The sequence below is a fragment of the Caulobacter sp. SRI_014 genome (assembly GCF_057586315.1).
Map to the genome: position 1 here is coordinate 145131 of NZ_JBYCZQ010000007.1, position 16797 is coordinate 161927.

At 67.4% G+C, this 16797-nt stretch carries 16 protein-coding genes; 11 read left to right on the top strand and 5 right to left on the bottom strand.

Translation table 11 applies throughout. The annotated features are described in order from the left end of the window. Positions 1-10: 10 nt before the first annotated feature. Entirely contained in the window at positions 11-478 is a 468-nt protein-coding gene (gene ruvX / locus AC2YG9_RS16090; RefSeq protein WP_487299075.1) for a Holliday junction resolvase RuvX, read from the bottom strand. Positions 479-569: 91 nt separating this feature from the next. On the opposite strand from ruvX, the gene AC2YG9_RS16095 reads away from it, so the two are divergent. The 4 genes from AC2YG9_RS16095 (at position 570) to gatB (ending at position 4306) form a co-directional block, all read left to right on the top strand. Then, positions 570-956: a hypothetical protein gene (locus AC2YG9_RS16095; RefSeq protein WP_487298997.1), complete on the top strand. Its 387-nt coding sequence runs from the start codon at positions 570-572 to the stop codon at positions 954-956. A gap of 99 nt (positions 957-1055) precedes the next feature. Further along, a complete protein-coding gene (gene gatC / locus AC2YG9_RS16100; RefSeq protein ID WP_487298998.1) occupies positions 1056-1343 on the top strand; it encodes an Asp-tRNA(Asn)/Glu-tRNA(Gln) amidotransferase subunit GatC in 288 nt (95 codons plus the stop codon). Beyond that, entirely contained in the window at positions 1344-2816 is a 1473-nt protein-coding gene (gatA, locus tag AC2YG9_RS16105) for an Asp-tRNA(Asn)/Glu-tRNA(Gln) amidotransferase subunit GatA (protein WP_487298999.1), read from the top strand. It abuts the gene before it with no gap. Then, the gene (gene gatB, locus AC2YG9_RS16110) at positions 2816-4306 is read left to right on the top strand and encodes an Asp-tRNA(Asn)/Glu-tRNA(Gln) amidotransferase subunit GatB (RefSeq protein WP_487299000.1); all 1491 of its coding nucleotides are present in this window, start codon (positions 2816-2818) and stop codon (positions 4304-4306) included. Before gatA ends, gatB begins: the two co-directional genes overlap by 1 nt. A 169-nt stretch (positions 4307-4475) precedes the next feature. Here gatB and AC2YG9_RS16115 read toward each other — a convergent pair whose 3' ends face one another. After that, positions 4476-4664, bottom strand: a complete 189-nt coding sequence (locus tag AC2YG9_RS16115) for a DUF4169 family protein (protein ID WP_487299001.1) — start codon at positions 4662-4664, stop codon at positions 4476-4478. A gap of 76 nt (positions 4665-4740) precedes the next feature. Between AC2YG9_RS16115 and AC2YG9_RS16120 the strand changes: the two genes are divergently transcribed. After that, positions 4741-4977, top strand: coding sequence for a DUF2171 domain-containing protein (locus tag AC2YG9_RS16120; RefSeq protein WP_487299002.1), 237 nt, complete (start codon positions 4741-4743; stop codon positions 4975-4977). An 87-nt stretch (positions 4978-5064) separates the two neighbouring features. Further along, positions 5065-5826 carry a hypothetical protein gene (locus AC2YG9_RS16125; protein ID WP_487299003.1) on the top strand — a complete coding sequence of 254 codons (762 nt, stop codon included), beginning with the start codon at positions 5065-5067 and terminating at the stop codon, positions 5824-5826. Positions 5827-5830: 4 nt separating this feature from the next. Here AC2YG9_RS16125 and AC2YG9_RS16130 read toward each other — a convergent pair whose 3' ends face one another. From AC2YG9_RS16130 to AC2YG9_RS16140, 3 genes are all read right to left on the bottom strand, one after another. Then, a complete protein-coding gene (locus tag AC2YG9_RS16130) occupies positions 5831-8320 on the bottom strand; it encodes a beta strand repeat-containing protein (RefSeq protein WP_487299004.1) in 2490 nt (829 codons plus the stop codon). 165 nt (positions 8321-8485) lie between these two features. Further along, positions 8486-9688, bottom strand: coding sequence for a pyridoxal phosphate-dependent aminotransferase (locus tag AC2YG9_RS16135; RefSeq protein ID WP_487299005.1), 1203 nt, complete (start codon positions 9686-9688; stop codon positions 8486-8488). Between the two features lie 108 nt (positions 9689-9796). Further along, a complete protein-coding gene (locus AC2YG9_RS16140) occupies positions 9797-10342 on the bottom strand; it encodes an NADPH-dependent FMN reductase (RefSeq protein WP_487299006.1) in 546 nt (181 codons plus the stop codon). A 220-nt stretch (positions 10343-10562) separates the two neighbouring features. Between AC2YG9_RS16140 and AC2YG9_RS16145 the strand changes: the two genes are divergently transcribed. From AC2YG9_RS16145 to AC2YG9_RS16165, 5 genes are all read left to right on the top strand, one after another. Continuing rightward, positions 10563-11294, top strand: coding sequence for a TVP38/TMEM64 family protein (locus AC2YG9_RS16145; protein ID WP_487299076.1), 732 nt, complete (start codon positions 10563-10565; stop codon positions 11292-11294). Between the two features lie 86 nt (positions 11295-11380). Further along, positions 11381-13330 (top strand): alkyl/aryl-sulfatase, encoded by a 1950-nt coding sequence (locus tag AC2YG9_RS16150; RefSeq protein ID WP_487299007.1) that lies wholly within the window; start codon positions 11381-11383, stop codon positions 13328-13330. Between the two features lie 24 nt (positions 13331-13354). Further along, positions 13355-13972 (top strand): glutathione S-transferase family protein, encoded by a 618-nt coding sequence (locus AC2YG9_RS16155; RefSeq protein WP_487299008.1) that lies wholly within the window; start codon positions 13355-13357, stop codon positions 13970-13972. Between the two features lie 208 nt (positions 13973-14180). Then, positions 14181-15743, top strand: a complete 1563-nt coding sequence (locus AC2YG9_RS16160) for a 2-isopropylmalate synthase (RefSeq protein WP_487299009.1) — start codon at positions 14181-14183, stop codon at positions 15741-15743. Positions 15744-15911: 168 nt separating this feature from the next. Further along, positions 15912-16790: an EamA/RhaT family transporter gene (locus AC2YG9_RS16165; protein WP_487299010.1), complete on the top strand. Its 879-nt coding sequence runs from the start codon at positions 15912-15914 to the stop codon at positions 16788-16790. Positions 16791-16797 lie beyond the last annotated feature (7 nt).

Below are 16797 nucleotides of genomic sequence, written 5' to 3' on the forward strand. Positions count from 1 at the left end.
GTATTGGTGTCTAGGCGTTGCGCAGTCGCTCCAGCGCGCCCTGCAGGATCCAGGTCGCGGCCAGTTTATCCACGACCTCGCCGCGTTTCTTGCGGTTCACATCATGCTCGTCAATCAGGACGCGGGTCACCGCCGCCGTCGACAGCCGTTCGTCCCAGAAGGCGATGGGCAGGTCGCGGAGACGCAGCAGGTTGCGGGCCAGGGCGCGGTTGGACTGAGCCCGGACGCCCTCCGTGCCGTCCATGTTGACCGGCAGGCCGATGACGATGCCCTTGGCGCCCCGCTCGTCCATCAGTTTGAACAGGGCTTCGGCGTCCCTGGTGAACTTCTCGCGGCGGATGACGTCCAGCGGACTGGCGACTGTGCGGGTTATGTCGGAGACCGCGACGCCGATGGTCTTCTCGCCCGGGTCGAGGCCGACAAGTGGCGCGTACTGCGGCAGGGCGGCCGGCAGGTCGAGGATGTCGAGGATGGCCATGGGCGGGCTGTAGGCGCGCACCGGCGCCAGGTCAAACGCAGCCCCCCGAAATGAGGAAGCGCGCCGGATCAAAGCGAGCGAGGGTAGGGGCATGCGTATCCTCATCTCCGCCCTCGCCGTCTTGCTCCTCGCCACGCCGGCCTCCGCTCAGGAATGGTCCGTCTCGGTGCAGAGCCGCACCCTGACCACGATGATGGGGACGCCGCCGCCGCGCGGGGCCGATCCGGTGGCCGACGCGCCGACCGAAACCTGGCTCTATGTGGACCAGGGGACCCTGTTCATCACCATCGCCTCGCCGAAGTCGATGACGGGCTGGCTGACCTATGAGATCGGCGCCTTCGAGCGCTGGCGCATCGTGGCCGAGGACGACTTCACCGGCGCCGAACTGGACGTCATCGAGAACGGCCGCGACCGCACGGTGACGCTGGACTTCAGCCGGGTGCAGGACAAGCGGACGCTGAAGATCAAGATCAAGTAGGCGTTCGGCTGGAAATAGCGCCGAAAAGGCCGGTTCTCCTTGTCAAAGCGGCCTCGGCGCGGCTAACCACCGGCTCTCGTTTCGACTGGAGTTTGGCCAATGGCCGTTGACGCCGCCACGGTGCGCAAGGTCGCCCGTCTCGCCCGGATTGCCGTGCCCGAAGAAGCCCTTGAGCCGATGGCCAGGGAGATCGACGGCATCATGCAGTGGATCGAACAGTTGGCCGAGGTGGATACCGACGGGGTCGAGCCGATGACCTCGGCGGTGGCCGCCGTGCTGCCGCTGCGCGAGGACGTGGTCACCGACGGGGCCTATGTCGACAAGGTGGTGCTGAATGCGCCGAAGACGGTCGATGGCTTCTTCATCGTGCCGAAGGTGGTGGAATAGATGTCGTCGCTTACCTCCCTCTCCCTGAAGACCGCGCTGGAAGGCCTTAAGGCCAAAGAGTTTTCCGCCGTCGAGCTGACCCAGGCCCACGTGGACGCCGTCGCGGCGGCGCGGCCGCTGAACGCCTTTGTGCTCGAGACGCCGGAGAAGGCGCTGGCGATGGCCGCCGCCTCGGATGCCAAGATCGCCGCCGGGACGGCCGGGCCGCTGGAAGGCGCCCCGCTGGGCATCAAGGACCTGTTCTGCACCGAGGGTGTGCGGGCCACGGCCTGTTCGAAGATCCTCGGCGACTTCAAGCCGCCCTATGAGAGCACCGTCACCGCCAACCTGTTCGGCGACGGTGCGGTCATGCTGGGCAAGCTGAACATGGACGAGTTCGCCATGGGCTCGTCCAACGAAACCAGCGCCTTCGGGCCGGTTGTGAACCCGTGGAAGATCAAGGGCGGCAACCAGTCTCTGACCCCGGGCGGCAGCTCGGGCGGCTCGGCGGCGGCGGTGGCGGCCGACCTGTGCCTGGGCGCCACGGCGACCGACACCGGCGGGTCGATCCGCCAGCCGGCGGCGTTCACGGGGACGGTCGGGATCAAGCCGACCTATGGGCGTTGCTCGCGCTGGGGCGTGGTGGCGTTCGCGTCTTCGCTGGACCAGGCCGGGCCAATCGCCAAGACGGTCGAGGATGCGGCCATTCTGCTGACCAGCATGGCCGGGTACGATCCCAAGGACAGCACCAGCCTGCCGGTCGAAACGCCTGATTTCGCCAGCTTTGTCGGCAAGTCGGTGAAGGGTCTGCGGGTCGGGGTTCCGAAGGAATACCGCGTCGACGGCATGCCGGCCGAGATCGAGAAGCTGTGGGAAGACGGCGTCGCCTGGCTGCGCGAGGCCGGCTGCGAGATCGTCGAGGTGTCGCTGCCCCACACCAAATACGCCCTGCCGGCCTATTACATCGTGGCGCCGGCCGAGGCCTCGTCGAACCTCGCCCGCTATGACGGCATGCGCTACGGCTTCCGGGCCGAGGGCAAGAACCTCACCGAGATCTACGAGAACACCCGGGCGCAAGGTTTTGGCGCGGAAGTGAAACGGCGGCTGTTGATCGGCACCTATGTGCTGAGCGCCGGCTATTACGACGCCTATTACCTGAAGGCCCAGAAGGTGCGCCGGCGCATCGCCGATGACTTCGACCGGGCCTGGGAACAGTGCGACGTGCTGCTGACCCCGACGGCGCCGTCGGCGGCCTTTGCGCTGGGCGAGCGGAACGCCGATCCCATCGCCATGTACCTGAACGACGTCTTCACGGTGACGACCAACCTGGCCGGCCTGCCGTCGATCAGCGTGCCGGCGGGTGTGGACGCGAATGGACTGCCGCTCGGCCTGCAGCTGATCGGGCGGGCGCTGGACGAGGGGACGGTGTTCTCCGTGGCCGGCGCGATTGAAAAGGCCGCCGGGTTCAAGGCCCGTGCGGAACGGTGGTGGTGATGAGCGCGAATGTCATCAAGGGTCGCACCGGCGACTGGGAAATCGTCATGGGGCTGGAGATCCACGCCCAGGTGGCGTCGAACTCCAAGCTGTTCAGCGGCGCGGCGGTCGGCTTCGGCGCGGGGCCGAACGAGCAGGTGAGCCTGGTCGACGCGGCCTTCCCGGGCATGCTGCCGGTGCTCAACAAGCATTGCGTCGAGCAGGCGGTGAAGACGGGTCTGGGCCTGAACGCCAGGATCAACCTGAAGAGCCGGTTCGACCGCAAGAACTACTTCTATCCCGACCTGCCGCAGGGCTATCAGATCAGCCAGTTCGACCAGCCCATCGTCGGCGAGGGCGAGGTGCTGGTCGAGCGCGACGACGGCACGACCTTTACCGTCGGCATCGAGCGGCTGCACCTGGAGCAGGACGCCGGCAAGTCGATCCACGACCTCGATCCGAACGCCACCTTCATCGACCTGAACCGGTCGGGCACGGCGCTGATGGAGATCGTCTCGCGGCCCCATATCCGCACCGCGGCGGAGGCAGCGGCCTATGTGAAGAAGGTGCGGGCCATCGTGGTCACCCTGGGCACCTGCGACGGCGACCTGGAGAAGGGCAACCTGCGGGCCGACGTCAACGTCTCGGTCTGCCGGGTCGGCGGCTATGACAGGTTCCGCGAGACCGGCAGCTTCGAGCATCTGGGCACGCGCTGCGAGATCAAGAACGTCAACAGCTACCGCTTCATCCAGCAGGCCATCGAGTACGAGGCGCGCCGCCAGATCGAGATCCTCGAGGACGGCGGCAAGATCGACCAGGAGACCCGCCTGTTCGACCCGACCAAGGGCGAGACCCGCTCGATGCGGTCGAAGGAAGAGGCGATGGACTATCGCTACTTCCCCGATCCGGACCTGTTGCCGCTGGTCATCGACGCGGCCTGGGTGAAGGAAATCGAAGCCAGCCTGCCGGAACTGCCCGACGCCAAGAAGGCGCGGCTGCAGAGCCAGTACGGGCTGTCGCCCTATGACGCCGGCGTGCTGACCAGCGATGCGGCCCTGGCGGCCTTCTTCGAGACGGCGGCGGCGGGGCGGAACGCCAAGCTGGTGGCCAACTGGACGACCAACGAGCTGGCGGCCAAGCTGGCCCTCGACGGGCTGGAATTCGACGCTTCGCCGATCCCGCCGGCCGATATCGCCGCCCTGGTCGAGCTGATCGAGAAGGAAACCATCTCCTCGAAGATCGCCAAGCAGGTTTTCGAGCACATGTGGGCGGGCGAGGGGGCTCCGGCCGCCATCGTCGAGAAGCACGGGCTGGTGCAGGTCACCGACACCGGGGCCATCGAGGCGGTCGTGCAGAAGCTGATCGACGCCAACCCCGGTCAGGCGGCGGCGGTAAAGGAAAAGCCGCAGGCTATCGGCTGGTTCGTCGGCCAGGTGATGAAGGAAATGGCCGGCAAGGCCAACCCGGCGGCGGTCAACGCGATTCTGAAGGCGAAGCTGGGCGTCGAGTAGCGGCATCCAAGCTCTCCGCCCTTTGGGCGGAGGACCGCTTTCGAGCCCAAGCGAGAAAGCAGGAGGCGGGCCCACCGGCGGTTGGGATTGTCGTCGGACAGGGGTACCCCCCTCCTGCTTTGTCGCTCTCGCTCCAAAGCGGTCCTCCCCCCACTTCGCGGGGGGAGAGCTAGGTTTGCTCGTCGTCCCTGAGCTTCGCGCCGTCGAGCGCCTGGTCGGCCTTGGCCTTGCGGGCGGCTTCCAGGGAGCGGTCCGCACCCGTCCGGCCGAACTTCGCGCGGTTCTCTACGGCCGACTGTTTGCCGGCGGCCCTGGCCTTCGCCTTGCGGGCCTTGTTGAGGTTGATCACGTCAGCCATGGGCGAAATCTAGTCTGAAACCCTCCCGCCGCACAGCCGTTGTGCAGGTCCGCGTAACCTGTCCGGGAGTAGCCAAATGACCGACGCCACCAACATCCGCGAACATATGGAAGTCATCGGCTCCGACGAAAAGCATGTCGGCCGCGTGGACCATGTGGTCGGCACGGACATCGAGCTGGCCAAGATCGACCTGGCCGGCGGCTTCAAACATCACATGATCCCGCTCAGCTGGGTCGACTATGTGGATGACGACAAGGTCCGGCTGAGCCTGACGGCCGATGCCGCCAAGGCGGCCTGGCGCGAAAAGCACTAGGACCACAAGGGCCGCGCACCCCCCAATACGGGCATGCACGGCCGCGCTCTTCCAGCTTAAGATCGTCGTGCACAGGGGAGGCGCGCGATGGTCCGGCTGGGTTTGGGTGTTGTTCTCCTGTTGCTGGCCGGATCGCCGGCTCTGGCGGCAGAGGCGTGGAAGAGCGACGGGCCGACCTGCCAGGGGGTCTATGACGCGCTCCACAAGCAGAAGTCGTCGCTGATGACGCTGTCGGCCGAAGCTCGGGCGACGCCCAACTTCGACAAGATCGACTTCGACGCCCGCGCTTCGTCGCCGGTGGTCGACAAGGCTGTCGCCGACTACCAGTCGAGCGACTGGGAGGCCTACAGCCAGAATTTCGAGATGATGCTTCTGAAGGGCGGCATCGACTCCGATCCCAAGCCGATCCTCGAGGTTCTGCGGCTCGCGGCCCGCTGCGACGCCGCGTTCGGTCTCAAGCCGCCCCTGGGCCCGGTCCCCTCGATGGCGCCGGTCAAACCCCCGCCGCCAAAGGCGCCGCCACCGGTCGCCAAGGCCCCGCCACCGCCGGCGGCCAAACCGCCGGTGGTCGACGACAAGAGTTGTGCGGTGGCCTACCTGGCCCTGTCTTACGGCAATCAGGCCAATCCGCCGTTGGCCGGCGTCTTCTTCCAGCGGGCCGACGGGGCGCTGCTGCGTTATGCCGGCGCCAACCCGAAACTGGACCGGCTGGCGATCGGCAAAGAGGTCCAGGCGGCGGCGGAAACCCGAGTGAAGGCCATCCTCCTGGAGAAGAAGGCCCCCGCCGAGCCGCTGTTCGCAGAGATGCGGGCTTGCGACGGGCGCTACGGACTGCCCCCGCCGCAGTAGCCGCCTAGAGAATCCAGTCGCCGGTCTCGCCGGTGACATCGCCGTTGATCTTGACCTGGTAGTCGGTCTTGCCGTCGCCGTTGATGTCCAGGCGGACGGTGGTGATGCCGGCCGCGAAGGTCACGGTCATCTCGCCGGCGTTCTTGCCGAAGCTGGCCACCTCGGAGAGTGTTCCGATATAGGCGGCCGAGAAGTCCATGATATCGCCCTCGGCCGCGTTGAAATCATAGATCTGGTCGGTTTCGAGCGTCGCGCCGAAGGCATGGGCGACGACGAAAGTGTCCGCGCCGAGGCCGCCGCGCAGCAGGTCGTTGCCTTCGCCGCCGACGATGAAGTCGTCGCCGTCGTTGCCATTGATGGTGTCGACGCCGGCGGCCCCGCTCAGGGTGTTGGAGCCGCTGTTGCCCTGAAGGTTGTTGGCGCCGCTGTTGCCGCTGCCGTCGATGTCGGCGGAACCCTGTAGCTCAAGCCCCTCGACGTTGGCGGCCAGAACCCAGCCGTCGAGGGCGGTGCGGACGATGTCGAAGCCTTCGCCGGACAGTTCGATGGTCTGGTCACCAACGTCGTCGACGATGTAGATGTCATTGGCCAAGCCGCCGGTCATGATGTCGGCGCCGGCCCCGCCGTCGAGGTAGTCGTTGCCCTCGTTGCCGTTCAGGCTATCGACATCGGTCCCGCCGTCCATGCGGTCGTTGCCGAGCCCCCCATTGAGCTCGTCGGTCCCCGTGCCGCCGAACAGCTTGTCGGCCCCGTCGCCCCCGTTCAGTTCATCCACGCCGGCTTCGCCATAGAGGAGGTCGCCGCCGGCGTCGCCGCCGAGAACATCGTCGTTGTCGCCGCCGAACAGCTGATCGGACAGGGCGCCGCCATCAAGTACATCGTCGCCGGCCAGGCCGCGCAGGATATCGTTGCCGTCGCCGCCGTCGCCGATGTCGACTCCCGCGGTGCCGGTCAGGTCGTCATCGGCGCCGGTGCCGGCGAGCATGTTGGCGCCGACTTCACCAAAGATGATCCAGGCCGCGCCGCTGTTGTTGCCGCCAGCGTCGTGGAAGGAGGTGGAAACCAGGATGTCCATGGCCCCGTCGTTGTTGAAATCGCCCCAGCCGGCGACGCGGCTGAGGTTGTCGCCAGCGGCCTCGCCGTTGATCTGGAAGCCGTTGGTTCCGTCGAGACCGGCCAGGGACACGCTGCCCGTGGAGCCGACGCCGGCGCCGCCGAAGATGACGTAGGCGGCCCCGGCGTTGGAGCCGGCGTCGTCCTTGCCGGTGGCGCCGACGATGAAGTCGTTGACGCCGTCGCCGTTGACGTCGCCCGTACCGGCGACGCGGATGCCGAGGTTGTCGCCCGAGAGCTCGCCGTCGATCCGGTAGCCGTTGGTTCCGTCGAGGGCGGAGGCGTTGACGTTGCTGGCGAAATCGCCGTCAACAGCGGTGTCCTTGCCGAAGATGACAAAGGCGCCGCCATTGTTAGTCAGGCCGTTGGAGCCGACCAGGACGTCGTCGATGCCGTCTTCGTTGACGTCGCCGATTCCGGCGGCGCTGATGCCGAACTGGTCGCCCGCGGCGGTGCCGGAGATGCGGAAGCCGTCGGTGCCGTCCAGGGCGCTGAGGCTGACCGTGGCGGTGAAGGCGGTGTTCTTGCCGAAGACGATGTAGACGGCGCCGGAGTTGGAGCCGTTGGGGTCGGCGCCCTGGGCGCTGACGGCGATGTCGTCGATGCCGTCGCCGTTGACGTCGCCGGCGTTCGACACCGAGGTGCCGACGTAGTCGTAAGAGTTGATGGCCGGCATCTTGAAGCCGTTGGTGCCGTCAAGCGTGGCCACGTCGATGTTGCCGGCGAAGGCGCCGTCGACGGCCGTGTCCTTGCCGAAGATCACGTAGCCCGCGCCGCGGTAGCTGTCGGCCTGGTTGGCGCCGATCAGCATGTCCTCGATGCCGTCGCCGTTGAAGTCGCCCAGGGCGACCGAGAAGCCGAGGCCGTCGCCGCCGTTGGTGCCGCTGATCTGGAAGCCGGTCGTGCCGGTCAGGCTGCTGGTGGCGATGTCGCTGGCGAAGGCGCCATCGACCGCCACGTTCTTGCCGAACAGCACATAGGCCGCGCCGGAGCCGCCGCCGTCCGGGTCGGCGCCCGAGGCGCCGATGATCAGGTCGTCGATGCCGTCGTTGTTGACGTCGCCCGCGCCGGCGACCGAGACGCCGACGAAGTCCTGGGCGTATTCGCCGCCGTTGATCTGGAAGCCGTTGGCGCCGGTGAGGGTGTTGAAGTTGAACGCCGCCGGGAAGCCTGAGGCCGTGCCGAACACGACATAGACCGCGCCCTGGCTGGCCCCGCCGACGCCGGTGGCGCCGACGGCGAAATCGTCGATGCCGTCGCCGTTGATGTCGCCGACGTTGGCGATGGACTGGCCGGCGTAATTGCTGGCGGCTTCACCCGTGATCTGGGTCCCGGTGGTTCCGTCAAGCGAGGTCAGGGCGACTACGGCGGTGAAGGGCATGGGATGCAGGCCTCAAAATGATGATGCGTTCGATTCGCGCTTAGTGCGATTGAACTACAAGCATCACGCGAATGCTTACCCAAATATTTCCAAAGCCGATTTAGTCGCGGAGATGTGACCGGTGGGTAACGTCCCAAACCGGGGTGCTTCGTCCGGCGACGGAGCTTAGCGGACCGCGCCGCAGAACCGTTGAATCCGGCTGCAGGCCTCTTCCAGCACCGCGTTCGAGGTCGCGTAGCTGATGCGGAAGTGGGGCGAGAGGCCGAACGCGGCGCCGTGCACCACGGCGACGCCCTCCGACTCCAGCAGTTCGCTGGCGAAGGCCTCGTCATCGGTGATGACCTTGCCCGTGGGCGCGGTCTTGCCGATCAGCTCGGCCACCGACGGATAGACGTAGAAGGCGCCTTCCGGGGTCGGGCAGTGCATGCCGCTGGCCTGGTTCAGCATCGAGACGACGAGGTCGCGGCGCTCCTGGAACAGCCTGGCGTTGGGCTTGATGAAGTCCTGCGGCCCGTTCAACGCCTCGACCGCCGCCCATTGCGAGACCGAGCAGGGGTTGGAGGTCGACTGGCTCATCACCTTGCCCATCAGCTTGATGAGCGGCTCGGGGCCGCCGGCGTAGCCGATGCGCCAGCCGGTCATGCTGTAGGCCTTCGACACCCCGTTCATGGTCAGTGTGCGGTCGTAGAGCTCGGGCACGACCTGGGCGATGGTGGTGAACTCGAAGTCGTCGAACACCAGGTGCTCGTACATGTCGTCGGTCAGGATCCAGACCTGCGGATGGCGCAGCAGGACCTCGCCGATGGCCCGCAGTTCGTCGCGCGTGTACGCGGCGCCGGACGGGTTGGACGGGCTGTTCAGCAGCACCCAGCGGGTGCGGGGCGTGATCGCCGCCTCAAGCGCCGCGGGCTCGACCTTGAAGTTGGTCGCGGCGCTGGTTTGGACGAAGCGCGGCTCGCCGCCGGCCAGGTAGACCATGTCCGGGTAGCTGACCCAGTAGGGGGTCGGGATGACCACCTCGTCGCCCGGGTTCAGGGTGGCGACGAAGGCGTTGTAGATGACCGGCTTGCCGCCCGGCGAGACGTTGATCTGGCTGGGTCTGTAGGTCAGGCCGTTCTCGCGCGCGAACTTGGCGCAGATGGCTTCCTTCAGCTCCGGGATGCCGTCGACGTCGGTGTATTTGGTCTTGCCGGCGTTGATGGCGGCGATGGCCGCCTGCTTGATGTTGTCCGGGGTGTCGAAGTCGGGCTCGCCGGCGCCCAGGCCGATGACGTTTCGCCCCTCGCGCTGCAGCAGGCGGGCCTTGGCCGTGACCGCGATGGTGGCGGACGGCTTCACGCGGGCCAGAGCGGCGGATTCGAGCGACATCGGTAAGGGCTCCCCTGGAGGTTTGATGATTTCAGGATTGCGGGGGTCTTACGCGCGGGGGCGCCGCGCCGCAACATGCCGAGCCGTGCAGTTTTCGTGGAGAGGGTGTCAGCCGGCCCGGTAGCGGCGCACCTCGTCGACGAAGCCCTGCAGATGAGCGCCGAGGAAGGTGGTGGTCTTCTCGTCGGTCAGGGCGCCATCGACGATCTTGGTATGGGCCTGGAAGACCAGAACCTCGCCGATCGGGGCGACGCGAGTCAGGGTGCGGCGCAGGATCAGGCGCAGCTGGTCCTGGGCGCGGGCGCTGCCGGTCATCCCGGGGCTGGCGCCGACGATGCAGGCGATCTGGCCGGTCAGCGGGGCAGGGGAGCCGCGGCTGGCCCAGTCGATGGCGTTCTTGAGCACGCCGGTGATGCCGGCGTTGTACTCGGGGCAGGCGAAAAGGATGCCGTCGGCGGCGCGGATGGCGTCCTTCCAGGCAGTGACGGCGGGCGGGTCGCCCTCAGATTCCACGTCCTGATTGAACAGGGGCAGATCGTGCAGGCCGTGGATCGTCAGGCTGACGCCGTCGGGCAGCAGGTCCCGGGCCGCATGCAGCAGGGTGGTGTTGAAGGAGGCCGCGCGCAGGCTGCCGGAGACGCCGAGGAGGTTCATCCCGGGAGCGTAGCCGCAAAGGCCCATCCTCTCAAAATGAAGAAGGGGGAACCAAAGTCATACAAGGGTTTGTGGAACCGCTCCGTCGTCGGACCGGTTGAAGCGGCTCGGGGCCGATGGAGTTGTGATGAGCTACGCCGCCCCCGATCGCAGCCGCACCCGTGCGCTCCCGCAACCTTCGCTTGACCCCATCGCGGCAATCGGCGAGGCCTTCGCTCACATGAAGGCCTTTATCGAATTCGTCCTGAACATGGACGCCAGGGCCTGGCGGTCGGTGGCGGTCAGCTTTCTGCTGTTCGGCGGCGTGGGCATCGTCTTCCTGTTCGGGGCGCCGTTGATCGGCCTGGACGGGGAATCGACCATCGAGACCTGGCTGGGTTCGGTGCACGGGATCTGGGGTCTGCCGGTGGCGGTCGGAGCCTTTGCCGTGCTGGCCTTCCTGGGCGTGCCGCAGATCGTGCTGATCGCGGCGGCCGTCGTCGCCTTCGGGCCGTGGCTGGGCATGACCTACAGCTGGATCGGCACCCTGGTGTCGGCCCAGATCGGCTTCTGGATGGGCCGGATGTTCGGCGGCAAGCTGCTGCGCAACGTCGGTGGCAAGGGCGTCAACAGCTTCATGCGGCTGATCGGCGAGAACGGTTTCCTGGCCAGCCTTATCGTGCGGCTGGTGCCCTCGGCGCCCTTCATCGTCGTCAACATGGCGGCGGGCGTCGCGCCGATGCGCCAGCGCGACTTCGCGGCCGGCACGGGGCTGGGGATCATTCCCAAGATCGCCCTGACCGCCTTCGCCGGCAATTCCCTGGTCCAGAGCTTCAAGGGCCAGGGCAACGTTGGCCACTACATCAGCATCGCCCTGGTGGTGGCGGCCTGGATCGCCATCGGCCTGTACGCCCGCCGCTGGCTGAAGAAGCATGAGGCCCAGCAGGCGGCGTTGGAGCAGGCTGAGTCCTGAACTCGGTCCTGCAAAAACTGTAACTCCAGTTACAAATGGTGCTGCCCCGGTCTGCCATTCTTCAGTGACAGAATGGGGAGGCCTGCATGCGTGGACTGGCGGCGACGGCGGCGGTGGTCGCCCTGATGATGGCGGGCCATGCGCCAGCGGCGGAAGCCCCAACCGCCGCCACCGCGGCGGCGCAGGCCAAGCTGAAGGCGGAGTTGCCCTTCGCGGATCGGCAGGACTTCGACTTCGCCCGGCGCGGCTTCGTCACCACGCGGAAGGACCCGCTGATCAAGCGGGCTGACGGCAGCGTGGCCTGGAACCTCGGCGCCTACGACTTCATCGAGGGCGAGGCGCCGGCCAGCGTGAACCCCAGCCTTTGGCGACAGGCCCAGCTGTTGTCGCTGAACGGCCTGTTCAAGGTCTCGGACCGGATCTGGCAGGTGCGCGGCTTCGATATCGCCAACATCACCTTCATCCAGGGCGACACGGGCTGGATCATCATCGATCCCCTGACCACCACCGAGACCGCCCGGGCGGCGCTCGACCTGGTCAACGAGACGCTCGGGGCCCGCAAGGTGGTCGCCGTCATCTATACCCACAGCCATGTCGACCACTTCGGCGGGGTGCGGGGGGTGATCGACGAAAAGGATGTCGGCACGGGGCCGGGCGACGTGCGGGTGATCGCACCGCACGGCTTCCTGGAAGAGGCGGTGTCGGAGAACGTCATCGCCGGCACGGCCATGAGCCGGCGGGCCAACTACCAGTTCGGCCACAACCTGGCGCCCGGGCCGCAGGGACAGGTCAGCTCCGGCATCGGCCAGGCCGTGGCCAAGGGCACGGTGACCCTGATCGCGCCGCGCGACATCATCGAGCGCACCGGCCAGACGATGACGGTGGACGGCATCGAGATGGTCTTCCAGTTCACGCCCGGCACCGAGGCGCCGGCCGAGATGAACATCTACCTGCCGCAGTTCCGTGCGCTGTGCATGGCCGAGAACGCCAACCCGACCATGCACAATGTGCTCACGCCGCGCGGAGCGCTGGTGCGGGACGCCAAGGTCTGGGCCGACGACCTGTCGGAAGCGGTTGAGCTGTACGGCCCCAGAACCGACGTGATGTTCACCAGCCATGGCTGGCCGCGCTTTGGCCAGGCGGTGATCAACGACTATCTGCTGAGCCACCGCGACGCCTACAAGTTCCTGCACGACCAGTCGGTGCGGCTGATGAACCAGGGCTACGTCGGGGCCGAGATCGCCAACCGCATCAAGCTGCCGCCGGTCCTGGCGAACCAGTGGTTCAACCGCGGCTACTACGGGACGATGAGCTTCAACAGCCGGGCGGTCTATCAGCGCTACATGGGCTGGTACGACGCCAACCCGTCGAGCCTGGCGGTGCTGCCGCCGGCCGAGCAGGCCAGGCGGTATGTCGAGGCCATGGGCGGGGCGGAGAAGGTGCGGACCCTGGCGGCCAAGGCCTTTGACGCGGCCGACTATGCCTGGGCGGCAACCCTGCTCAACAACGTCGTGCAGGCCGATCCGGCCGACAAGGCGGCGGCCGAACAGCTGGCCCGAACCTATGACCAGCTGGGCTACCAGGCCGAGAGCAGCCTGTGGCGCAACATCTACCTGACCGGGGCCGGCGAGCTGCGCCATGGCCTGCCGCCGCCTTCGGTGGTCTCGAACTCGCCGGACATCGTCATGAGCATGACCACGCCGATGCTGTTCGACCTGCTGGCCGTGCGGCTGAACCCGGAAAAGGTCGGCGATGGCCAGGCTTCGGTTCTGTTCGTCTTCCCCGAGCGGCAGGAGCGGGTGCTGGTGACGGTGCGCAACCAGGTGCTGGTCGCCCGTCCGGCCGGCGAGGGTGCGACGGCCGAGGCGACGGTGACGCTGCCCCGGGCCATGCTCCTGCAGGCGCTGCTCAGCGGCAAGGGCCTGGCCGGTCAGTCGGGCGTCAAGGTCGAGGGCAACGTCGGGGCGCTGGTGAAAATGCTCGGGTGGTTCGATGCACCGAAAGGAGACTTCCCGATCGTTACCCGGCCGCAGTAGGGGTGAGGGCGAAAGGTATCGCCCATGCTGACCCTGTTTTACGTGCCCGGCTCCGCCTCTGATGTCGCCCGTCTCGCGCTTGAAGAAGCGGGGGCGGACTACAACGCCCTGCGCGTCGACTTCTCCAAACAGGAGCAGCGCACGCCCGAGTACCTGGCGATCAACCCCAAGGGCCGAGTGCCGGCGCTGGTCACCGACGAGGGGGTGATCACCGAAAATATGGCCATCCTTGCCTGGGTCGCCCAGAGCTATCCGGAGGCCCGGCTGGCGCCGACCGACCCGTTCGGCTTTGCCCAGGCCCAGGCCTTCAACGCCTACCTCGCCACCACCGTCCACGTCGCCCACGCCCACAAGATGCGCGGCTATCGCTGGGCGGACGATCCGGCGGCCATCGCCCATCTGACCGCCAAGGTGCCGGAGACCATGGCCGGGGTGTTCCAGGTGATCGAGGACGATCTCTTCATCGGACCCTGGGTGCTGGGCGAGGATTTCAGCGTCTGTGACCTCTACCTCTTCGCCATGGCCGACTGGCTGGAGGGCGACGGGGTGGACTGCCGCCGGTTCCCGAAAGTCTACGAGCATCGCGAGCGGGTCAGGTTGCGGCCGGCGGTGCGGAAGGTTCTTGCTCAGCAGGCGGCATAATCGCGCATCGGCGCAAAAAGCTTGCGTGATTCAGGGTGAATCTGTACATCGGCAGCATGGATCGCCAGCGCGACACCCTGCGTCTTCTTCGGCTCCTCGGGCTTAGCTGCCCCTGGATGACCGTCTAGCTGCGCATACGTCGCGGCGGGTCGCCCAGGGGCAAAAAGCTCCACCCGCCCAAGCCATACGCGACGAAAGATTTTACCCCATGAGTTCGATCATCACCGGCGCCCAGCGCGTCATCGTATTCGACACCACCATGCGCGACGGCGAGCAGTCGCCCGGCGCCTCCATGTCCCTGGACGAGAAGCTGGAGCTGGCCAAGATCCTCGAGGAGATGGGGGTCGATGTCATCGAGGCCGGCTTCCCGATCGCCTCGAACGGCGACTTCGAGGCCGTGCGCGAGATCGCCAGGATCGTCACCGAAAGCACGGTCTGCGGCCTGGCCCGCGCCGCCGCCGGCGACATCGAGCGTTGCGCCGAGGCCATCCGCCCGGCCGCCCGCGGCCGCATCCACACCTTCCTGTCCACCAGCCCGGTGCACATGAAGTGGAAGCTGCAGATGGAGCCAGAGCAGGTGCTGGAGGCGGTCACCGCCTCGGTCGCCAAGGCCCGCAACCTGTGCGGCGATGTCGAATGGTCGGCGGAAGACGCCACCCGCACCGACCGCGAGTTCCTGTACCGCTGCGTTGAAGCCGCCATCAAGGCCGGCGCGAAGACCATCAACCTGCCCGACACCGTCGGCTATTCGTACCCGGAAGAGTACGGCGCGATGTTCCGCGATGTGATCGCCAAGGTGCCCGGCGCCGACGAAGTGGTCTTCTCGGCCCACTGCCACAACGACCTGGGCCTGGCCGTGGCCAACTCCATCGCCGCCATCCAGGGCGGGGCGCGTCAGGTCGAATGCGCGGTCAACGGGATCGGCGAGCGGGCGGGCAACGCGGCGCTGGAAGAGATCGTCATGGCCCTGCGCGTCCGCGGCGAGGACCTGGGCTTCGACAGCGGCGTTGACCCGATCCACATCACCCGCGCCAGCCGCTACGTGTCGGCCATCACCGGCTTCCCGGTGCAGTTCAACAAGGCCATCGTCGGCAAGAACGCCTTTGCCCACGAGAGCGGCATCCACCAGGACGGGATGCTGAAGAACGCCGAGACCTACGAGATCATGCGGCCCGAGGACGTCGGGCAGGGCGCCACCAACCTGGTCATGGGCAAGCATTCGGGCCGTCATGCCTTCCGCGAGAAGCTGAAGGCGCTGGGCTATGAGTTGGGCCAGAACGCCCTGAACGAGGCCTTCGTCCGCTTCAAGGAACTGGCCGACAAGAAGAAGCATGTCTTCGACGACGACATCATCGCCCTGGTCGACGACGCCCTGGCGCGCGGTTCGGAGAAGATCCGCGTCGTCCGCCTGCGGGTCGTGGCCGGCACCGACGGCCAGTCGGCCGAGCTGACCCTGGATGTCGATGGCGAGGAAAAGACGGCCGAGGCGACCGGCGACGGTCCTGTCGATGCGGTGTTCAACGCCATCCACGCCATCGTGCCCCACGCCGCCGCCCTGCGCCTGTTCCAGGTGCATGCGGTGACAGAAGGCACGGACGCCCAGGCCCAGGTCTCGGTGCGTCTGGAGGAGGACGGCCGCATCGCCACCGGACAGGCGGCGGACACCGACACCCTGACGGCCAGCGCCAAGGCCTACGTCAACGCGCTCAACAACCTCTTCTCCCGCAAGGAAAAGAGCCGGCCGGAAACGGCCATCGCAAGCGGGTTCTGACAACGTCGTCATCCTCGGGCCTGTCCCGAGGACCCATTCTTCCGCTCGCACGGGCCGTGGTGATGATCCACGCGGTCCGCGGCGACGTTCGCGCCTGACCTGACCATGGATCCTCGGGACAAGCCGGAGGATGACGGGGCGGGGAGGGGCGTGTAGGCGAACCTCTTCATGCTGTGGATTCCCGTCACCGTCGCCGCCGCCGCCTTCCAGGTGGCGCGCAACGCTGCTCAGCGCAGTCTGTTGGGGGCCGGCGGGCCGTGGGGCGCGACCCTGGTGCGGTTCCTGTTCGGCCTGCCGTTTGCCTGCGTCTTCGCGACCGTGGCCATGGGGGTGGCGCCGCACGCCCTGCAGTTCACCCCGGCCTTCTTCGCCTGGGCCACGCTCGGCGCCTTCGCTCAGATCGGGGCTACGGCCGCGCTGCTGGTCGCCATGCACCGCTCCAGCTTCGCGCTGGGCACCGCGTTCCAGCAGAGCGGCCTGCCGTTCGCGGCCCTGATCGGCTTCTTCGTCTTCCATGATCACCTCAGCGCCGCGGCCTGGGGCGGCATCCTGCTGGCCACGGCGGGGCTGACGGCGCTGAGCTGGCCACGCCGCATCGAGGGGCCGCGCGACTGGAGCGCCGCCATCCTGGGCACGGTATCGGGGGCCAGCTTCGCGGTGAGCGCCAACGCCTTCCGCCAGGCCAGCCATGCGCTGGACCTCAGCCATCCCATCCCCGCCGCCCTGGTCACCGTGGCCGTGGTCCAGGCCATCCAGAGCCTGGCGCTGGGCAGCTGGATGCTGCTGTTCGCCCGCCCGGCCCTGATCGCCGTGTTGCGGTCCTGGCGGGTGTCGATGGGCGCTGGCCTGTTCGGGGCCCTGGCCTCGGCCGGCTGGTTCGTGGCCCTGGCCCTGGCCCCCGCCGGTCTGGTGCGGGCGGTCGGGGTGGTCGAGATGCCGATCGCGGCCTTGGCCGGCAAGCGGCTGTTCGCCGAGCACATCAGTCGTTGGCAGTGGCTGTTCGGCGGGGCGACGGCGGTCGGGGTGCTGTTGGCGGCGCTGGCCTGAACCCCCT